General features: G+C 71.3%; 16 protein-coding genes. 10 read left to right on the top strand and 6 right to left on the bottom strand.

The window, feature by feature from the left end; genetic code table 11:
• Positions 1–2: 2 nt before the first annotated feature.
• Entirely contained in the window at positions 3–116 is a 114-nt protein-coding gene (locus ACIQIB_RS19275; protein WP_400655638.1) for an RICIN domain-containing protein, read from the top strand.
• 113 nt (positions 117–229) lie between these two features.
• Here the strand turns inward: ACIQIB_RS19275 and ACIQIB_RS19280 are convergent, their stop codons facing one another.
• Together ACIQIB_RS19280 and ACIQIB_RS19285 are read right to left on the bottom strand one after the other, a co-directional pair.
• Complete coding sequence (locus ACIQIB_RS19280) at positions 230–1,339, bottom strand: Gfo/Idh/MocA family oxidoreductase (RefSeq protein ID WP_363606705.1); 1,110 nt, start codon at positions 1,337–1,339, stop codon at positions 230–232.
• 79 nt (positions 1,340–1,418) lie between these two features.
• A complete protein-coding gene (locus tag ACIQIB_RS19285; protein ID WP_363606706.1) occupies positions 1,419–1,694 on the bottom strand; it encodes a hypothetical protein in 276 nt (91 codons plus the stop codon).
• 384 nt (positions 1,695–2,078) lie between these two features.
• Here ACIQIB_RS19285 and ACIQIB_RS19290 point away from each other — a divergent pair, with 384 nt between their 5' ends.
• The 3 genes from ACIQIB_RS19290 (at position 2,079) to ACIQIB_RS19300 (ending at position 5,135) form a co-directional block, all read left to right on the top strand.
• A complete protein-coding gene (locus ACIQIB_RS19290) occupies positions 2,079–2,858 on the top strand; it encodes an HAD-IIA family hydrolase (protein ID WP_363606708.1) in 780 nt (259 codons plus the stop codon).
• Positions 2,859–3,220: 362 nt separating this feature from the next.
• Positions 3,221–3,898, top strand: coding sequence for a uracil-DNA glycosylase (locus ACIQIB_RS19295; protein WP_363606795.1), 678 nt, complete (start codon positions 3,221–3,223; stop codon positions 3,896–3,898).
• A gap of 199 nt (positions 3,899–4,097) precedes the next feature.
• A complete protein-coding gene (locus ACIQIB_RS19300; RefSeq protein ID WP_400759287.1) occupies positions 4,098–5,135 on the top strand; it encodes a glycoside hydrolase family 6 protein in 1,038 nt (345 codons plus the stop codon).
• A 54-nt stretch (positions 5,136–5,189) separates the two neighbouring features.
• Here ACIQIB_RS19300 and ACIQIB_RS19305 read toward each other — a convergent pair whose 3' ends face one another.
• The 4 genes from ACIQIB_RS19305 to ACIQIB_RS19320 all read right to left on the bottom strand — a co-directional run bounded on the left by ACIQIB_RS19305 (position 5,190) and on the right by ACIQIB_RS19320 (position 11,287).
• Positions 5,190–7,121: a galactose oxidase-like domain-containing protein gene (locus ACIQIB_RS19305; protein ID WP_363606711.1), complete on the bottom strand. Its 1,932-nt coding sequence runs from the start codon at positions 7,119–7,121 to the stop codon at positions 5,190–5,192.
• 27 nt (positions 7,122–7,148) lie between these two features.
• Complete coding sequence (locus ACIQIB_RS19310) at positions 7,149–9,185, bottom strand: glycosyltransferase family 2 protein (RefSeq protein WP_400759216.1); 2,037 nt, start codon at positions 9,183–9,185, stop codon at positions 7,149–7,151.
• A 615-nt stretch (positions 9,186–9,800) separates the two neighbouring features.
• Positions 9,801–10,448, bottom strand: coding sequence for a 3-oxoacid CoA-transferase subunit B (locus tag ACIQIB_RS19315; RefSeq protein WP_400759289.1), 648 nt, complete (start codon positions 10,446–10,448; stop codon positions 9,801–9,803).
• 77 nt (positions 10,449–10,525) lie between these two features.
• The gene (locus ACIQIB_RS19320) at positions 10,526–11,287 is read right to left on the bottom strand and encodes a CoA transferase subunit A (RefSeq protein WP_400759219.1); all 762 of its coding nucleotides are present in this window, start codon (positions 11,285–11,287) and stop codon (positions 10,526–10,528) included.
• 345 nt (positions 11,288–11,632) lie between these two features.
• On the opposite strand from ACIQIB_RS19320, the gene ACIQIB_RS19325 reads away from it, so the two are divergent.
• The 6 genes from ACIQIB_RS19325 (at position 11,633) to ACIQIB_RS19350 (ending at position 17,621) form a co-directional block, all read left to right on the top strand.
• Positions 11,633–12,910 carry a substrate-binding domain-containing protein gene (locus tag ACIQIB_RS19325; RefSeq protein WP_363606714.1) on the top strand — a complete coding sequence of 426 codons (1,278 nt, stop codon included), beginning with the start codon at positions 11,633–11,635 and terminating at the stop codon, positions 12,908–12,910.
• Positions 12,911–12,939: 29 nt separating this feature from the next.
• Positions 12,940–13,692 (top strand): ABC transporter ATP-binding protein, encoded by a 753-nt coding sequence (locus tag ACIQIB_RS19330; protein WP_363606715.1) that lies wholly within the window; start codon positions 12,940–12,942, stop codon positions 13,690–13,692.
• 119 nt (positions 13,693–13,811) lie between these two features.
• Positions 13,812–14,588 carry an ABC transporter ATP-binding protein gene (locus ACIQIB_RS19335; RefSeq protein ID WP_400759290.1) on the top strand — a complete coding sequence of 259 codons (777 nt, stop codon included), beginning with the start codon at positions 13,812–13,814 and terminating at the stop codon, positions 14,586–14,588.
• Positions 14,588–15,454, top strand: coding sequence for a branched-chain amino acid ABC transporter permease (locus ACIQIB_RS19340; RefSeq protein WP_363606717.1), 867 nt, complete (start codon positions 14,588–14,590; stop codon positions 15,452–15,454). Before ACIQIB_RS19335 ends, ACIQIB_RS19340 begins: the two co-directional genes overlap by 1 nt.
• Before the next feature lie 167 nt (positions 15,455–15,621).
• Positions 15,622–16,707 carry a branched-chain amino acid ABC transporter permease gene (locus tag ACIQIB_RS19345; protein WP_400655650.1) on the top strand — a complete coding sequence of 362 codons (1,086 nt, stop codon included), beginning with the start codon at positions 15,622–15,624 and terminating at the stop codon, positions 16,705–16,707.
• Positions 16,704–17,621 (top strand): alpha/beta fold hydrolase, encoded by a 918-nt coding sequence (locus tag ACIQIB_RS19350; RefSeq protein ID WP_400759221.1) that lies wholly within the window; start codon positions 16,704–16,706, stop codon positions 17,619–17,621. Before ACIQIB_RS19345 ends, ACIQIB_RS19350 begins: the two co-directional genes overlap by 4 nt.
• Positions 17,622–17,637: the final 16 nt, after the last annotated feature.

Here is a 17,637-nt window from a genome sequence, read left to right on the forward strand (position 1 = left end):
GGGTGGCTGCCAGGGTGCTGGAGATCGGCGGCTACAGCACCACCCCGGGTGCCCCGGCGCAGTCGTGGTGGAAGAACGGCGGCGACAATCAGCGCTGGGTGGCGCGGGCCGCCTGACCCGTTTTGTTGGTGCGGGCTTTCTGCCCGCCGAGGTTCTTCTCGGCGGGCAGAACGTTTCCGCTCGTGGCTGGTCCGTTCAGTGGGGCGGTCCAACCGGTCGGTCCGGCCGGTCAGTCGAGCCGGACGGTCGTCCCCGTGGCGGCCGCGGCGCGGGCCGCCTCCAGCACGGCGAGGGTGGCGACGGCGTCGTGCGGGTCGACCGGGGGCGGGGTACCGGGGGAGGCCAGGGCGGCGGCGATGCCCGCGTAGAAGGCCGGGTAGTCGCCCGGGTCGGTGGGGATCGAGGCGGCCGACTCGTCGGTGCCGAGGGTGCCGTAGTGGGCAGGCTGGTCGGTGCCCCAGGGATGGGTGCCGTCCGGCCGGCGGCCGGCGCGGAGCTCGGCCTCCTGCGGGTCCATACCGGACTTGACGTACCCGGCGGAGTCGCCGAGCACCCGCAGACGGGGGCCGACGAGCGGCGTGATGGCGCTGGTCCACAGGTGGGAGCGGGTGCCGGAGGCGTGGGTGAGGGCGAGGAAGGCGTCGTCGTCGACCACCGCGCCGTCCCGGCGGACGTCGATCTCGGCGTACACCGTCTCGACCGGCCCGAACAGGGTGAGCGCCTGGTCGACCAGGTGGCTGCCCAGGTCGTACAGGGTGCCGCCGACCTCGGCCGGGTCGGCCAGCTCCCGCCAGCCGGGCTTGGGCTTGGGCCGGAACCGCTCGAAGCGCGACTCGAAGCGGTGCACCCGGCCGAGCGCGCCCTCGCGGACCAGCCGCTGGGCGGTGAGGAAGTCGCCGTCCCAGCGCCGGTTCTGGAAGACGGAGAGCAGGGTGCCCTGCGACTCGGCCAGTCGGCACAGCTCCAGCGCGTCGGTGGCGGTGGCGGCCAGCGGCTTGTCGACCACGGTGGCCAGCCCGGCGTGCAGCGCGGCCCGGGCCAGCGGGGCGTGGGTGCGGTTCGGGGAGGCGATGACGACCAGGTCGAGCGCGTCCGGATCGGCGAGCAGCTGCTCGGGGGTGTCGACGGCCCGGGCGTCGGGGTGCTCCCGGTGCAGTCGGGCACGGCGGTCGGGGTTGGCGGTGACCACCGCGTCCAGCCGAAGCCCGGGAGTGCTGGCGATCAGCGGGGCGTGGAAGGCGGAGCCGGCCAGGCCGTAACCGATCAGGCCGACGCGGAACGGGCCGGAGGGACCGGACAGGCTGGACGGACGCAGCGGGGGGCGCGACGTGGGGCTCATGCGCTCCACTCAATCACGGGGCGCCCGGTCGGCCCCGGTTTCGGGGCGTTCCCGGCGACGCCTTCGGCGGGGCCGGTGCTCAGCGGGCCCGGGCGTCCCGGCCGCGGCGCTGGCGGTGGATGACGGCGATGGTGGCGCCGGTGAGCAGGACGGCGGAGCCGACCGAGGCGAGGATGCCGAGGGAACGGTCGGCACCGGTCCGGGCGAGGTTCGCGGAGGCGGCGGCCGGGGTGCCGGCCGAGGCGGCCACGGGGGCGGATCGCGCGGCGACCGTGCCGCCGACGGCGAGGGCGACGGCGAGGCCGGTGGCGGCGATCGGGCGGACGACGGCGGGGAGGAGACGGCGCACGGGCATGGCCGGAGGACTCCTTGGCGGGAGCGGGGTGAGGGTGGTGCCGCTCACGCTAGCCGGGCGGGGCCGAGGCGCTGAGGGGCGATCAGTGGGATTAGGGGTGGCTTAAGGCTTCTTTGAGGTGCGGGGCCGCCGGGGTGAGAGCGCCCGGGGCGGGCCGGTCAGGGTGGACGGCCGGCGGTGGACGCGTATTCCGGTGGGCGGGACCGGCTGCCGTCGAGCAGGTGTGCGGATTAGGCTGTGCCCCGTTGGGGCAGCCAGCAATACCCCCGGCGGTCCGGTGTCCCGAGGAGGGTCCGGCCGGTGGGAGGCGCAGCGGTGACGGCGGTGCGCCGCGGTTTTCGTACGACCAACGCAAGACGTTGCAAGACTTCGGGAGACACGCACGTGGCAGACCGCAAGCCCATCGAGTCCTGGCTGACCGACATGGACGGGGTCCTCATCCACGAGGGCACGCCGATCCCCGGCGCGGAGGAGTTCCTGCGTCGGCTGCGGGAGTCCGGCAAGCCGTTCCTGGTGCTGACCAACAACTCCATCTACACCCCGCGCGACCTCAGCGCCCGCCTGGCCGGCATGGGTCTGGAGGTGCCGGAGGAGTGCATCTGGACCTCGGCCCTGGCCACCGCGAAGTTCCTCAAGGGCCAGCGCCCGGGCGGCACCGCATACGTGATCGGCGAGGCGGGGCTCACCACCGCGCTGTACCAGGCCGGCTACGTGCTGACCGACAACAACCCGGACTACGTCGTCCTCGGCGAGACCCGCACCTACAGCTTCGAGGCGCTCACCAAGGCGATCCGCCTGATCAACCAGGGGGCTCGTTTCATCTGCACCAACCCGGACGAGACCGGTCCGTCCACCGAGGGCGTGCTGCCGGCCACCGGTTCGGTCGCGGCGCTGATCACCAAGGCGACGGGCGTCGAGCCGTACTTCGTCGGCAAGCCCAACCCGCTGATGATGCGCGAGGCGCTGAACACCGCCGGCGCCCACTCGGAGACCGCCGTGATGATCGGCGACCGGATGGACACCGACATCGTGGCGGGCATGGAGGCCGGTATGGAGACCATCCTGGTGCTCACCGGCCTCACCGCGGCCGCCGACGTGGAGCGCTTCCCGTACCGGCCGACCCGGGTGGTCAACTCGATCGCGGACCTGGTCGAGCTGGTCTAGCGGTTGCACCGCTGTACCGCTGTACCGGGCCCTGCCCTGGCCGACGGCCGGGGTGGGGCCCGTCCCGCGTGCCCGGTGGGGTTCACCGAGGAGGGCGGACGAGTGCGGCGGGGTCACGTGGGGATCGCGGCTGCTGCGGGTGCGGTGGCCCGGACGGATGTGGCTCCGGCGGAGTGGAGTGTCAGTCGGGCTGTGTAGCGTTCGGGGTGGAAGAGGGCGTGCGGCGCAAGGGCCGCGGCGCGTCCGAGGTCGGGGCGGTGCCGCGGTGAGCGGCCGTCCGGTGGGAGGTTGATGTCGTGACGGACACGGTCGAGGCAGGCGTGGTCGAGGCGGACGCGGTCGAGGCGGGATCGGGGGCCGGGCTGGAGCTGCCCGAGTCCTGGCGCGAGGTGCTGGGCGCCGAGGCGGAGAAGCCGTACTTCGCCGAGCTGGCGGCCTTCGTGGCGGCCGAGCGCGCGCAGCACCAGGTCTTCCCGCCGAGCGGGCAGGAGTTCTCCGCGCTGGAGGCCACGCCGTACGAGAAGGTCCGGGTGCTCGTCCTCGGCCAGGACCCGTACCACGACGACGGCCAGGCCCACGGCATGAGCTTCTCCGTGCTGCCCGGCACCAAGACGCCGCCGTCGCTGCGCAACATCTTCAAGGAGCTGGACGCCGACCTCGGCATCCCGGCCCCGGACAACGGCTACCTGATGCACTGGGCCGAGCAGGGCGTGCTGCTGCTCAACGCGGTGCTCACGGTGCGCGCGCACGAGGCCAACTCGCACAAGGCCAAGGGCTGGGAGAAGTTCACCGACGCGGTGATCAAGGCGGTGAGCGCGCGCGAGGAGCCGGTGGTCTTCGTGCTCTGGGGCAACTACGCCAAGAAGAAGCTGCCGCTGATCGACACCGAGAAGCACGTCGTGGTCCAGGGCGCGCACCCGTCGCCGCTCTCCGCCAAGCTGTTCTTCGGCAGCCGCCCGTTCTCGCAGATCAACGAGGCGCTGTCGGGCTTCGGCGTCGACCCGCTCGACTGGCGGATCCCGAACCTGAAGCAGGGCTGACGCCGCTGGTCAGCTGACTCCTCGTCCGCCCGCCGCCGTCACCGGCAGTTCACCGGCCACGGCTGTCGGCCGGTGCCCGGTGTGCGAAGCTGGGGGCCGACCAGGTCGCCGGACCAGGTCTGGGGAGGGGCGGTACGTGCGCCGGGTAGGGCGAGGAGCGGGGTTCCGGTTGGCCGCGGGGGCGGCGCTGCTGGGGCTGATGGCGGGCACCGCGGGTTGCACCGACGGGAGTTCGGGCGTGGCGGGCAGGGCCGGTGGCGCGAGCGGGGGAACGAACGGCGGTACGCAGGGGGCGCCCGTGCCGGCGGCCACGGGTGCCGATACGGGCGGGGCCGGTGCCGGGCTCGCCCAGCTCCCCGGCCAGACCTTCTACGTCTCCGACCAGACCTCCGCCGCCCAACAGCTCGTCGCCCTGCGCGGCCAGGGCCGGACGGCGGAGGCCGACGCCCTGCTGAAGATCGCCGCCCAGCCCTCGTCCCAGTGGCTCGGCGACGAGGCGGCCGGCGGCATCGCCGAGAACGTGAGCCGACGGGCCGCCGCGGCGGACCGCACCCCGGTCTTCGTCGCGTACAACATCCCGCACCGCGACTGCGGCCTCTACTCGGCCGGCGGCGCGGCCGACGCCGCGGCCTACCGGGCCTGGATCACCGGACTGGCGGAGGCGCTGGGCGACCGCAAGGCGTGGGTCGTGCTGGAGCCGGACGCCATCGCGCACACCCTGGACACCTGCGGCGGCGGGGCCAGGAGCGAGGTCTCCGCCGAGCGGTACGGACTGCTGGCCTTCGCCGTCCAGGAGCTGAAGAAGCGCCCGCAGGTCCGGGTCTATCTGGACGCGGGCAACCCCGGCTGGGCGCAGGACCCTTCGGCGATGGCCGAGGCGCTGCGCAAGTCCGGTATCGGCGTGGCGGACGGTTTCGCCGTCAACGTCTCCAACTTCTACGACACCGGCCGGAACGTTGCGTACGGCGGCGGACTCTCCGCGGCGCTCGGCGGCAAGCCCTTCGTCATCGACACCAGCCGCAACGGCAACGGCCCGCTGAGCGGCGAGGCCTGGTGCAACCCGCCCGGCCGCGCGCTCGGCGAGCCGCCCACGAAGAACACCGGCAGGCCGGGCGTCGACGCCTATCTCTGGATCAAGAACCCCGGGGAGTCGGACGGCGAGTGCGGGCGCGGCGAGCCCCGGGCGGGCGAGTTCTGGCTGCCGTACGCGCTGGGGCTGGCGCGGGCGTCGGCCTGAGGCCGGGCAGTCGGGGGCTGTTGGGGTCGTGGTTCGTCGGGGCCGACCGGTGGTTCAGGCCGTCACCTGGATCCAGCGCGCGACCGACGGCGTCCCGGCGCCGTCCGTCACGAACAGCATGTACCAGCCGGGCGGCAGCAGGTTGGGGTTGGCGGGCAGGGTGAGCGAGACGCCGGCGGCCGATCGCCCGGTGATGTCCAGTGCCACCGAGCGCTGCTCGACATCGGTCGCGTGGGTGACCGAACTCGGCCGGATCAGCTTGGCGGTGGCGACGCCGTTCGGTGCCGCGGTGTTCACCGTGACGGTGTCGCCGAGCTTCGCGGTGGCCGGGGCGGCGGTCAGCTGCGGGCGCTCGCCGTGGAACAGGTACGGCGGGGTGTAGATCTCGATGCGCTGCTCGAAGGTCCCCGGCACGGTGTCGGCCTTGTCCGCGAAGAGCGGGTCGGAACCGAGGACGACCACCCGGCCGTCGGGCAGCAGCAGCGCCTCCGAGTGGTAGTTCCGTCCGACCGTGGGCTCGGCGGCGGTGGTGAACCGGTTGGTGTCCGGGTGGTAGACCTGCGCCTTGAGCAGGTCGCTGTGGTGCTTGCCCCGGTAGTCGCTGGAACCGCCGGTGGTGAACACGGTGTCGTCCGGCAGGATCACGCTGTTCAGGTAGCGGGTGCCGCCCGCCGGCAGGTCCGGGCCCGGGGTGAAGGCCGGCTTCGCGGCGGTGAGGTCGGCGATGTCCGTGCGGGCGGTGGAGAGCGGTGACTCGCCGACGCCCCCGCCGCCGAGCACCATCACCTTCTGCGCCTGCGCGGGCGGCAGCAGCACCGAGGAGGAGGTCTCGGTGAGGCTGGGATCCCGCAGCCCTGGGACCGGCTGGAAGCTGTTGTCCTTCAGGTCCCACAGCCCGGGCACGCGGCCCTTGTCCGCCGGGCCGTAGCCCGCGTTGGAACCGGAGTAGAAGAGCTTGCCGGAGGCGGTGAGGAAGATCGACGGGTACGTCGGAAAGTAGCGGTCCGGCGCCTTGGACCAGGTCTTGGCGGCCGGGTCGTAGATCTCGTTGTCGTTGCCGCTGAGGATCTGCCCGGTGTCGTCCAGCCCCGAGACGGTCACCACCCGGCCGTCGCCCAGCCCGGTGAGCGTCGGGTACCACCGCGCGTACGCCATGTCGGTGACCTGCTCGTACATCTCGGTGTCCGGGTTGAACTCGAAGGCGGAGCGGATGCCCTGGAAGTCCTGCTTCTCCAGCGTCATGCGGTCGCTCATGCCGTAGAGGTTCCGCGCCTCGGCACCGCTCAGGCCCTTGATGGTGTACTGGGCGGGGGAGTTGTCGACGTACGCCGCGCCCTGCGCCACCGCCTCCACGAACACGTGCTGTTCGCCGGCCTTGACGACGGTCCGGTCACCGGCGCCGGTCTTCACCGCCGCCGGGACGGTCACCTCGGCGGTGGACACGTACTCGCGCCCGTTCGGGCCCGTGAACACGGTGCCCTTGGGGAACGTCCGGGCGGCGTCCGGGTTCTCGTTGCGCACCCGCATGGTGCCGGCCGCCTTCTTCACCGTGCCGTCCAGTGCCTCGTAGCGCAGCGTGCCGCCGGCCACCAGAAGCCGGCCGTCGGGCAGCGCGGTGTGGCCGCCGCAGAACATGTCGGCCGGGGTCGGGACCGACTTGTAGGTGTTCTTGACCGGGTCCCAGAGCAGGCTCTTGAAGGTGCCCGCATCGAAGTTGCGCTGGTTGTTGCCGGAACCGGCGATGATCAGGATCTTGCCGGTGCGCAGCAGGGAGGCATGGATGGCGTTGATCCGGAACTCGGCGGGCAGGATGACGGTCTGCCAGTGGCCGTACTCCGCCTTGTAGCCGGGCTGGCTGATCACGTACTGGTGGTACTGCTCGTTGGCGAAGCCGAGCACGGCCGGCGCGTTCATCCCGGCCACGGTCAGGGCTACCGTGCTGCCGAGGGCGAAGCGCTTGGTGCGGCCGGTGTTGCGGATCTTCACGGTGGTTCGTCCTCTCGTGGTGCGGGCTCAGTGGGTGGTGGTCCGTGCGGTGGGCGCGGTGTCGCTGGTGCGGCCGGTGCTGGCGGTGTCGGTGGTGCTGGTGCGGCAGGTGGGGCCGGTCGCGGGGGTGGTGCTGGTGCTTGTGCCGGCGCTGGTGACCGAGAGGGTGGACGTCGGCCGGGCCCGGCGTCGGCGGATCGCGTCGGCGGCCAGGACGAGCATCGGCAGCAGGCTGAGGAACAGCGCGATGCAGGCCCAGGTGCGCATCGCGATGTGGTCGTGGCCGGTGAAGAAGGAGGCGGTGACCGCGCCGCCGAACACCAGGACCCAGAACAGGTGGATGCGAAAGGTGGCCACCCGGTCGCGGCTGGTCGAGCCGCCCTTCGGAGTCACCACGAAACGGCTGCGGAGGCGAAACACCGCTTGGAGAAACGATGCTGCATAGATCGGCCCGCTCACCGCCGACATCACCATGCCCGCCACCCCGGACGACCCGGCCGGCTCGTGCGGGCTCACGTTGTGCTTGCGGTTCCAGGTGTAGAGCAGCACCTGGAGGGCGGCCGCGTCGCTGTACAGCATCATCCAGATCTCGGACGACACATGGACGCCCGAGGCCCCGAAGCCCAGGTAGAGCACGCTGGACACGCCGCCGAGCAGCCAGGTCAGCGCCGCCATCGGGTAGAAGCAGACCATCAGCGTGTAGTTGAGCAGCCGACCGGGCGACAGCCCCCAGACGGCGCGCCAGTACTGGGTGAGGAGTGTCTCGTAGGTGCCCCGGCTCCAGCGGAGCTGCTGGGAGAAGAAGTCCGTCCAGGAGGACGGCCCCTCGCCGACCGCCAGCACGTCCGGGGTGTAGACGGACTTCCAGCGCTCGCCGGTGGCCGGGTTGCGGCGGCGGTGGAACTCCAGGCCGGTCGCCATGTCCTCGGTGATCGAGTCGTACAGACCGCCGATCGACTGCAGGGCGCTGATCCGGACGGCGTTGTTGGTGCCGACGAACATCGGTGCGCCGTAACGGTTCCCCGCGCGCTGGATCAGCGCGTGGAAGAGGAACTGCTGGCTCTCCGAGAACTTGGTGACCGCCGAACCCGAGCTGCGGTAGTTGCCGTACACCTGCGGGCCGACGACGAAGGCCACGTCCGGGTCGCGGAAGTAACCGAGCATCCGCTCGCAGAACTCGGGCAGCGGGACGTGGTCGGTGTCGACCGCGACCCAGAAGTCGTAGCCGCCGCCGTAGGCCTGGAGCCAGCTGTTGTAGTTGCCGTGCTTGGTCTTGGCGCGAAACCTGCCCTTGCGCTGGTTCCAGCCCGCCACCCCGTGCCGGCTGAAGTGCCGTACGCCCAGCTCCGCGCAGAGTGCGCGCATGGCAGGATCGTTTCCCTCGTCGAGCAGCCAGACGTCGTACGGGCCGTTGTGCCGGACGGCGAGCGCGGCGGTGAGCGTGGTGCGCACCATCTCCGGCGGTTCCTTGCCCGGCACACAGGTGGTGATGAACGCGACCCGGCTGCCGGCCTCGGGCGTGACCGGCACCGGGTCGCGGGCGGCCAGGGTGGCGTGGGTGTTGGAGACGACGTTGACCAGCCGGAACATTTCGACGACCGCGATGATTCCGATCATCACCTTGTCGCCGATCAGTAACCAGGAGTGGGTCTCGCCCGGCCGGACCGGCCAGTGCCCGGGCAGCAGCAGCCAGACGAGCAGCACGGCCTCGACCACCGGGGCGGCCAGCAGGAGCAGCGCCGCCCGGATCCGGTGCGGCTCGCGCCTCAACAGGCTGCGGTACTGGACGCGGTAGGGGGGTTGTGGGGCGGCCTCGGTGGCGATGCGGGGGTGGGCGTAGACGGAGGCGCAGTCGTAGGCGTGGGCGTGGGCGTGGGTGTCGGGGTGGGTGTCGGGGTGGTCTTCCGGAGCGACGGGCGGGCCGGCGAGGCGGCTGAAGTGCGCGTAGTCGTACGGGGCTTCGGGGACGGGTATGGAGATCAGCTCGTCGTCGACGGCGGCCGCGCCAATGGTGGAAGCGGCCGAGGACTCGGGGCCCGACTGCCGTGAGAACAGCTTGATCATGTGTGGCTCCCCCCGTGGCCGGTCGTGCGGACCGGCCCGTTCGTGCGTGTTCCGACCGGGGGTGGGCGATCCGTAGTCCCGTTGCTGTGACCGTACTTGGGCCGCGCTCGCGACTGACCGCTCCCCCGGAGCCTTGCTTTCGAAGCAGAACACCGCCGGACAGTCGTGGTGCGTCCAGGCGGTGTCCGGGCCGTCAATCACTAAAACGTGTACGACCGATTTTGACATGTGACTGCTTGGCTGCTTCGAATGCGGGATAACCGATCCGCCCCGGACTCCCCTCCGGGTGTGCGGGATCCCCGACGCGCCCAACTCTCCCGGAGCCCCGGCCTGATCGCAACCGATCTGAGAAATGATCATTGCGCAAGAGTGAAGATATGACGGTTCTTGGCCATTCGATCATTGGGGGGTGCTATTGAGATGGATTTGTGCACAGGTCGCTTCACGGCTTTGTCGCTTTGGATAGTTCGAAAAGACATACGACGGCCGGACCACTGCACGGGGTGGTCCGGCCGTCGGGTCTTCGAGTGCTCCCGGGGTGGTGTGTCCGGTTGCTGTGGGGCTGGTTGTCGTGGGGCTGGGTGTGGCGGGACTGGTTGCCGTTCGGCCGGTTTCTCAGCCGACGGCCGACAGGAGGGTGGGGCCGGTGGCCGCCTGAACTTCGTCGAACCCCACCCCCGGGGCCGTCTCCACGAGGCGCAGCCCGACGGGCGTGACATCGATGACTGCCAGCTCGGTGACGATGCGGTCGACAACTCCACGCCCGGTGGCGGGAAGTGAGAGCTCCTCGACGATCTTCGGCGATCCGTCCTTCGCGGTGTGCTCCATGACGACGATCAGCCGCCGGGCGCCGTGCACCAGGTCCATGGCACCCCCCATGCCCTTGACCATCTTGCCCGGGATCATCCAGTTGGCCAGATCGCCGGTGGCCGAGACCTGCATCGCGCCGAGCACCGAGACATCGATCCGGCCGGCTCGGATCATGCCGAAGGAGAAGGCCGAGTCGAAGTACGAGGCGCCGGCGGCGACCGTCACCGTTTCCTTTCCGGCGTTGATCAGATCAGGATGCTCGGTCCCCTCCACCGGGTACGGGCCGACGCCGAGGATTCCGTTCTCCGAGTGCAGCACCACATGGACGTCCGGCGGAAGGTGACTGGGGATCAGGGTCGGCAGACCGATTCCCAGATTGACGTACTGCCCGTCCCGCAGCTCCCGCGCGGCCCGTGCGGCGAGCGCGTTCCGCAGGTCGACCGCGGCGGACATGTGGGTGGGCAGGTGGGGAGGTGTGGGTGCGGACGCGGCGGCGGGTACCGCGGCGGACAGTTCGGTCGACATCGCGGTCAGGCCTCCTGAAGTGCGGTGCGGACGGTCCGGCGCTCGATGCGGCGGTCCTCGGGATCGGCGGCGACCACCCGGTCGACGTACACCCCGGGCAGGTGGACGGCGTCCGGGCCCAGTTCGCCCGGCTCGACGATCCGGTCCGCCTCGACCAGGGTGATCCGGCCGGCCGCCGCGCAGAGCGGGTTGAAGTTGCGGGCGGCGGCGTGGAAGACGCAGTTGCCGTGGCGGTCCGCCACCTCGGCGCGGACCAGGGCGAAGTCGGCCGTGATGGCCTCCTCCAGCAGGTACCGTCGGCCGCCGAACTCCCGGACCTCCTTGGGCGGCGAGGCCAGCGCCACCGAACCGTCCGGCGCGTACCGCCAGGGCAGCCCGCCCTCCTCGACCTGGGTGCCGACCCCCGCCGGGGTGAAGAAGGCCGGGATACCGGCACCCCCGGCCCGCAACCGCTCGGCCAGGGTGCCCTGCGGCGTCAGCTCCACCTCCAGCTCGCCGGAGAGGTACTGCCGGGCGAACTCCTTGTTCTCGCCGACATAGGAGGACGTCATCCGTGCGATCCGCCCGGCCCGCAGCAGCAGGCCGAGCCCCCAGTCGTCCACCCCACAGTTGTTGGAGACCACGCGCAGGCCGGTGGTGCCGGCGGCCGCCAGGGCGCCGATCAGGGTGCTGGGGATGCCGCAGAGGCCGAACCCGCCGACGGCCAGCACGGCTCCGTCGGGGATGTCCCCGACCGCGCCGGCGGGGGAGTCCAGGACCTTGTCCAAGTGGTCACCTCATGAGGGGGAGGGGCGGAGAGGGGTGGGGGCGGGGGAGGCGGGCGAGCCTGTGCAGGCGGAGGGCGACGGAATGCCCGCGTGCGTCCCGTTCGAGCCCCACCACCGTCACCGGGCGCGGGCCGCCCCTGCCATGGCGGTGGCCGCCACCCATGTGCGCGGATGCATGGTGGACATCCACACTCGGTGGCCGACGGCAGGGCTCCGGTTCAGCGGTATGGCGGTCCGAACCACATCCGGGGCTCCTGATGCGTCGTCCGGGCACATGTCGCGGCTCTCATGGCACACCTACGGTTCCGGCATCCACCCCCGCAGCACCCTCAGGAGTCGGTCACCATGCGCAGCTCGACAGCCCTCACCAGGACCGCCTCCGGCACCCTCGCGGGCGCGGCCGTGACCGCCGGCCCCGGGCGCAAGCTCGTCGCCGCCGCGGCGTGTGTCCTCCTCGCGGCCGGCTGCGCCAAGGCCGGCACCGCCGGTACCACCGCGGCGGACGGTGGAGGCGGCGCGAAGAGCCCGGTCAAGGTGGGCCTGGTGTACTCCAAGACCGGGCCGCTGGCCGCGTACGGCAAGCAGTACCTGGAGGGCTTCAAAGCGGGGCTGGACTACGCGACCAAGGGCACCGGCGCGGTCGACGGACACAAGATCGAGTTCGAGGAGCAGGACGACGCCGGGGACCCGGCCAAGGCGGTGTCGGCCGCCAAGGACCTGATCGGCAAGGGCCACAAGATCCTGGCCGGCTCCACCGCCTCGGGCGTGGCCCTTCAGGTCGGCCCGATCGCCGCCCAGAACAAGGTGCTCTTCATCAGCGGCCCGGCCGCCGCCGACAAGGTCACCGGGTTGAACAAGTACACTTTCCGTTCCGGCCGCCAGTCCTACCAGGACATCAAGACCGCGGCCTCGTTCATCGGCGACGCCAAGGGCAAGAAGGTCGCCGTGCTCGCTCAGGACAACGCGTTCGGGCAGGCCAACGTGGCCGCCGTCAAGGCCGTGCTCGGTACCCAGGGCGCCACGGTCGACTCGGTGCTCGCCCCGCCGAGCGCGACCGACCTGACCCCGTTCGCCACCCAGGCCAAGACCGCCAAGCCCGACCTGCTGTTCGTCGCCTGGGCCGGTGACACCTCCTCGGCCCTCTGGACGGCGCTGAACCAGCAGGACGTGTTCGCCGACACCAAGGTCGTCACCGGTCTCGACCTCGCCGCCTCCTACCCGCTCTTCGGCCCGGCCAGCGAGAAGATCTCCTTTCTGAACCACTACTTCGGTGGAGCCGCCGGTACCCCGGTGGAGAAGGCCATGGACGATGCCGTGACCGCCGGCGGTGGCAAGTCGGACATCTTCACCCCCGACGGCTTTACCGCCGCCCAGATGATCGTGCACGCGGTCGAGGCCAACCACGGATCCACCGACGACACTTCTGCTCTGGTGAAGGCGCTGGAGGGCTGGAGCTTCGACGGGGTGAAGGGCCCGACCACGGTGCGCGCAGAGGACCACGCCCTCCTCCAGCCGATGTTCCAGGTCCGGTTGACGGGCAGCGGGGCGGCTGCCAAGCCCTCCGTGGAGAAGACGCTGACCGCGGACGAGGCGGCGCCCCCGGTCACTCCGATGGCGGGCTGATCGTCATGCCCGGTCCTGCTTCGTCCACCATGGCCCCACCGGTCCTGCGACTGAACGGCCTCGGCTGGTCCGTCCGAGGGGTGCCGATCGTCGAGGACGTCTCGTTCTCGGTCGGGGAAGGCGAGTTCGTCGCCTTCATCGGACCCAATGGTGCTGGAAAGACCTCCCTCTTCAACCTGATCTCCGGCATCTACCCGGCGAGCCACGGCAGTCTCGAACTCGACGGCGCCGACATCACCGCCGAAGCCGTCCACGCCAGGGCGCGCCGCGGGCTCGGCCGTACCTTTCAGACCTCCTCTCTCTGGCCGGGGATGACGGTGGCCGACCACGTCCGCCTGGCCGCCCAGGCCGCAGCCGGACCGCGTGCCTCCTACCGGCTCTGGCGTCGGGCCGACCGCTACCCGACCCAGGTGGCCGACACCCTGGAGCGCACCGAACTCACCCATCGGGCAGACACCTTGGCGAGTGCGCTTTCGCACGGCGAGAAGCGGAAGCTCGAACTCGCCGTCCTGCTGGTGTCCGACCCCCGGCTCATCCTGCTGGACGAACCGATGGCCGGCGTCAGCGCCGAGGAGGTACCGGCGCTCACCGAACTGATCCGCTCCGTGCACCGCGATCTCGGCCGCACCGTACTGATGGTGGAGCATCACATGGACGTCCTGCTCGACCTGGCCGACCGCCTTGCCGTGATGCACCACGGCACGCTGCTCGCACTGGACACTCCCGAGGCAGTGATGGCCGACGCCACCGTGCAACAGGCCTACCTGGGGGAGGCGCTGTGACCGACTCTCCGCTCCGTGCCGCCTCCTCCTCGGGTTCCTCCGCTGTCTCCGCCGACCCTGTCTCCTCCTGCCCTGTATCTGCGGACTCTGCTTCCCGGGCTCTCCTCTCCGTCCGTGGCCTGCGGGTCGTCATCGATGGGCTGCATATCCTTCACGGGGTCGACGTCGACGTGGCGCCGACCGGGGTCACCGCCCTTCTGGGTCGCAACGGCGCCGGCAAGACCACCACGGTCAAGGCCGTCATGGGCCTTGTGCCGCGCACCGGCAGTGTTCTCTTCTCCGGGACTGAACTCTCCTATCTGCCAACACATCTCGTGGCCCGTCAGGGCATCGGGTACGCCCCTGAGGACCGGGGGATCTTCGCCGGTCTGACGGTCGCCGAGAACCTTCGCCTCGCCGAGCGCGACCGGAACGGCGAACCGGCCTACCAGCTCGTCCATGAGCTGTTCCCCGAACTCAAGCAGCGGTCCGGCCAGTTGGCCGGGACGCTCTCCGGCGGTCAGCAGCAGATGGTGGCCATCGGCCGAACGCTGCTCAACCGCAACCGGCTGATCATCGCCGACGAGCCCACCAAGGGCCTGGCGCCGAAGATCGTTGCCGAGGTTGCCGATGTCCTGGCGCGAGCGGCCGAGGCCGTGCCCGTTCTCCTGGTCGAGCAGAACCTCGCGCTCGTCCGCCGTCTGGCTGGCACCTGCGCTGTCCTGGCCGACGGGCGAACCGCCCACCAGGGCGACACTGCCGAACTGTTGGCCGACGAAGAGGCCGCCCGCCGCCTGCTGGGCGTCGGCAGCCACCGCCCGGGCGCCAGACCCCTCTCGGCCGCCTCGCGGCCCGGCCCTGCGGCGGCCGGGCGGGCCCCGGCCGCTCCTGTTGTCACCACGGAGGTGAACCCCTGATGGACACCGTCGTCCTCCTTACCTGCACTGGACTTGGTCTGGGTGCGCTGTACTTCCTGGTGGCCTCCGGTCTCTCACTGATCTTCGGGCTGATGGACGTGCTCAACTTCGCGCACGGCGCTCTGCTCTCCATCGGCGCCTATGCCACCTGGTGGGCCGGGACAGAGGCCGGCTTCGCCTTCTGGCTCGCCGTGCCGTTCGGCACGCTGGTCGGTACGGCCGCCGCCGTCCTGCTGGAACTCTTTCTGATCCGGCCGCTCTACAGCCGCCCACGCGACCAGATCCTTGCCACCGTCGGTGTCGGGCTGGCCGTCCCCGCTCTCCTGATGGGCATCTGGGGCGCTGACGCCCGCCCCTTCCCGCAACCGGCCCTGCTCTCCGGCACCTGGCACGTGCTCGGTGCGACCGTCCCGGTCAACCGCTTCGTCCTCGTGGCCGCGGCCGCGTTGCTGCTGCTCGCTCTTCGGTTGTTCCTCGCCCGGACCCGCTACGGGCTGATCGTCCGGGCCGGCGTCGAGGACCGGGCGATGGTCACCGCGCTCGGCATCGACGTCCGGAAGGCGTTCACCCTCGTCTTCGCCATCGGTGGGGCGGCCGCCGCCCTCGGCGGCGCGCTCGGCGGCCTCTACTTCGGTTCGGTCAACCCCGGCCAGGGAACCAGCCTGCTCATCTTCGCCTTCGTCGTCGTCGTGATGGGCGGCATGGGCTCCGTCACCGGAGCCGCCGTCGCCTCGGTATGTGTCGGTCTCGTCCAGCAGTTCGCCAACTACTACACCGCTGCGGGACTGGGCGACCTGTCGGTCGTCGTCCTGCTGGCCGTACTGCTTCTCGTACGACCCCGCGGACTCACCGGGAGGCTCGCGTGAGCGCCAACACCCCGATCACGAGCACCGGTGGCGCCGCGGCCGACCGCACCGCCGCCACTCCGGCAGGGGGGACTGTCACCAGCCCTGCCGAGACACATTCTGGACGAGTGAGCGAGGGCCGCGCTATCCCTCGAACAGGTGAATCAGTCACTGAGCGCTCGACACCGGTGCACCGAGCGCTACGCTGGTGGCCGATCGCTCTGCTGATCGTGCTCCTTGTCGCCCCCTATAGTGCGCTTCCCGTTCCGGGACTGCTCGACGGCCCGCTCGGCAGCCCCGGAAGTCTCCAACTCATCGCCCTGTGCCTGCTCTACGGGGCCCTCGCCACCGGCTACGACCTCCTGCTCGGCCGTACCGGGCTGCTCTCCTTCGGCCACGCGCTCTACTTCGCGACCGGCCTCTATGCCACCAACCTGGGCATGCTGGAGCTCCAACTGCCCTTCGCCGCGGCCGCCCTCTTCGGTGTCGCCTGTGCCGTCGCGCTGGCCCTGCTGCTCGGCTCGGTCAGCCTCCGCGTCACCGGCATCGGGTTCTCCATGGTCACACTGGCCTTCGCGCAGGCCGGTTCGATCCTCGTCCAGCGCAACCCCGGTGGCGTCACCGGTGGCGAGGAAGGGCGGTCCGCGCCGGCCGACCAACTGCCGTCCGCGTTCCTCGGCATCGAGAACACCGCCAACCTCTACTGGATCGCCGTCGCCTACCTGGTGCTGACCCTGGCCGCCGTCCACTGGGCCGTCAGCTCGCCTCTCGGCCGGGTCTGGGAGGGCATCAAGGAGAACGAGCGCCGGGTTGAGGTGCTCGGACTCCGGCCTTACGGGTACAAGTTGATCGCGTTCGTCCTCGCCGGCGCCCTGGCCGCCGTGGGTGGGGTGGTCTACCTCCTGCTGACCGGCGGCGCCACCCCGCAGGCCGCCACTTCCGACGCCACGCTCTCGCTCCTCGTCATGGTCGTCCTCGGCGGATCCGGCACGCGCTGGGGTCCCTTGCTGGGCGGCGTCATCTACACCTGGGCCGGTCACCGACTCGGGGACCTCGCCAACTCCGAGACGATCGCCGACCTGCCGGCGGTCCTGCGGGTCCCGCTCTCCCAGCCGCTCTTCCTCCTGGGCGGCCTCTTCGTCGCCGTGGTCTACCTGCTGCCCGGCGGCCTGGCTAGACTTCCTGCCCGCATTCGAGCCGCCCGTTCCGCCCGCTCGGCCCGGCCCTCTGCCGGTGCCCGCAGCGCCCGTCCCACAGGAGGTAGCCCCGCGTGAGCCAGTCACCGCTGCACCCCGAGGAGTTGACGGTGCCGGTCCCAGGAGGGGACCTGGCCGTCCTTCGCTGGCCCGCCACCGACCCGGGGGCCCCGACCATCGTGGCGGTGCACGGCATCACCGCCAACGGCCTCGCCTGGTTCGAGGTCGCCCGCCGGCTCGCTGGCCGGGCCACCCTGCTCGCGCCCGACCTGCGCGGACGCGGAGCCAGCCACACCGTGAGCGGACCGTACGGTCTGGCCCGGCACGCGGATGACGTGGCCGCGCTGATCACGGCGCTCGACCTGGGTCCCACCGTCGTGGTGGGGCACTCCATGGGTGCCTGGGTCACAGCCCTGACGGCGGTGCGGCATCCGGACCTCGTCAGCCGGGTGGTGCTGGTCGACGGCGCGGTGACCTTCCCCCTGCCGGAGGGCGTCCGGGAGGAGGACGTTCTGGCCGCGGTGCTCGGCCCGGCGCTGGCGCGGCTTTCGATGACCTTCCCGGACCGTCAGGCCTACCGCGCGTTCTGGCAGCAGCACCCGGCCTTCGGCGCCGACTGGTCGGACGAGATCGACGCCTACACCCAGCGCGATCTCATCGGAACCGCACCCGAGCTGCGTTCCTCCTGTGTGCTGGAGGCCGTTCAGGTCGACGGGGCCCAGGTCCTGCTCGACCAGGAGGCGGCCGCCGCCGTGCACCGGCTGCCGTGCACGGGTGAACTGCTCTGGGCGGAACGCGGCCTGCTCGACGAGTCGCAGGCCCTCTACGACGGCAAGCGGATAGCGATGGCCGGACTGGATCCGGCCCGTGTGGTGGCGGCCGAGCTCGTACCGGACACCAATCACTACTCGATTCTCTGGGGCCGAGCCGGGGCCGAGGCCGTGGTGCAGCGCCTCCTCGGGCCCGGCCCGGCCGGGCCTTCCATCGGGTAACAGACCTGGCCGGGTC

The sequence above is a fragment of the Kitasatospora sp. NPDC092286 genome (assembly GCF_044755565.1).
Lineage (GTDB): Bacteria > Actinomycetota > Actinomycetes > Streptomycetales > Streptomycetaceae > Kitasatospora.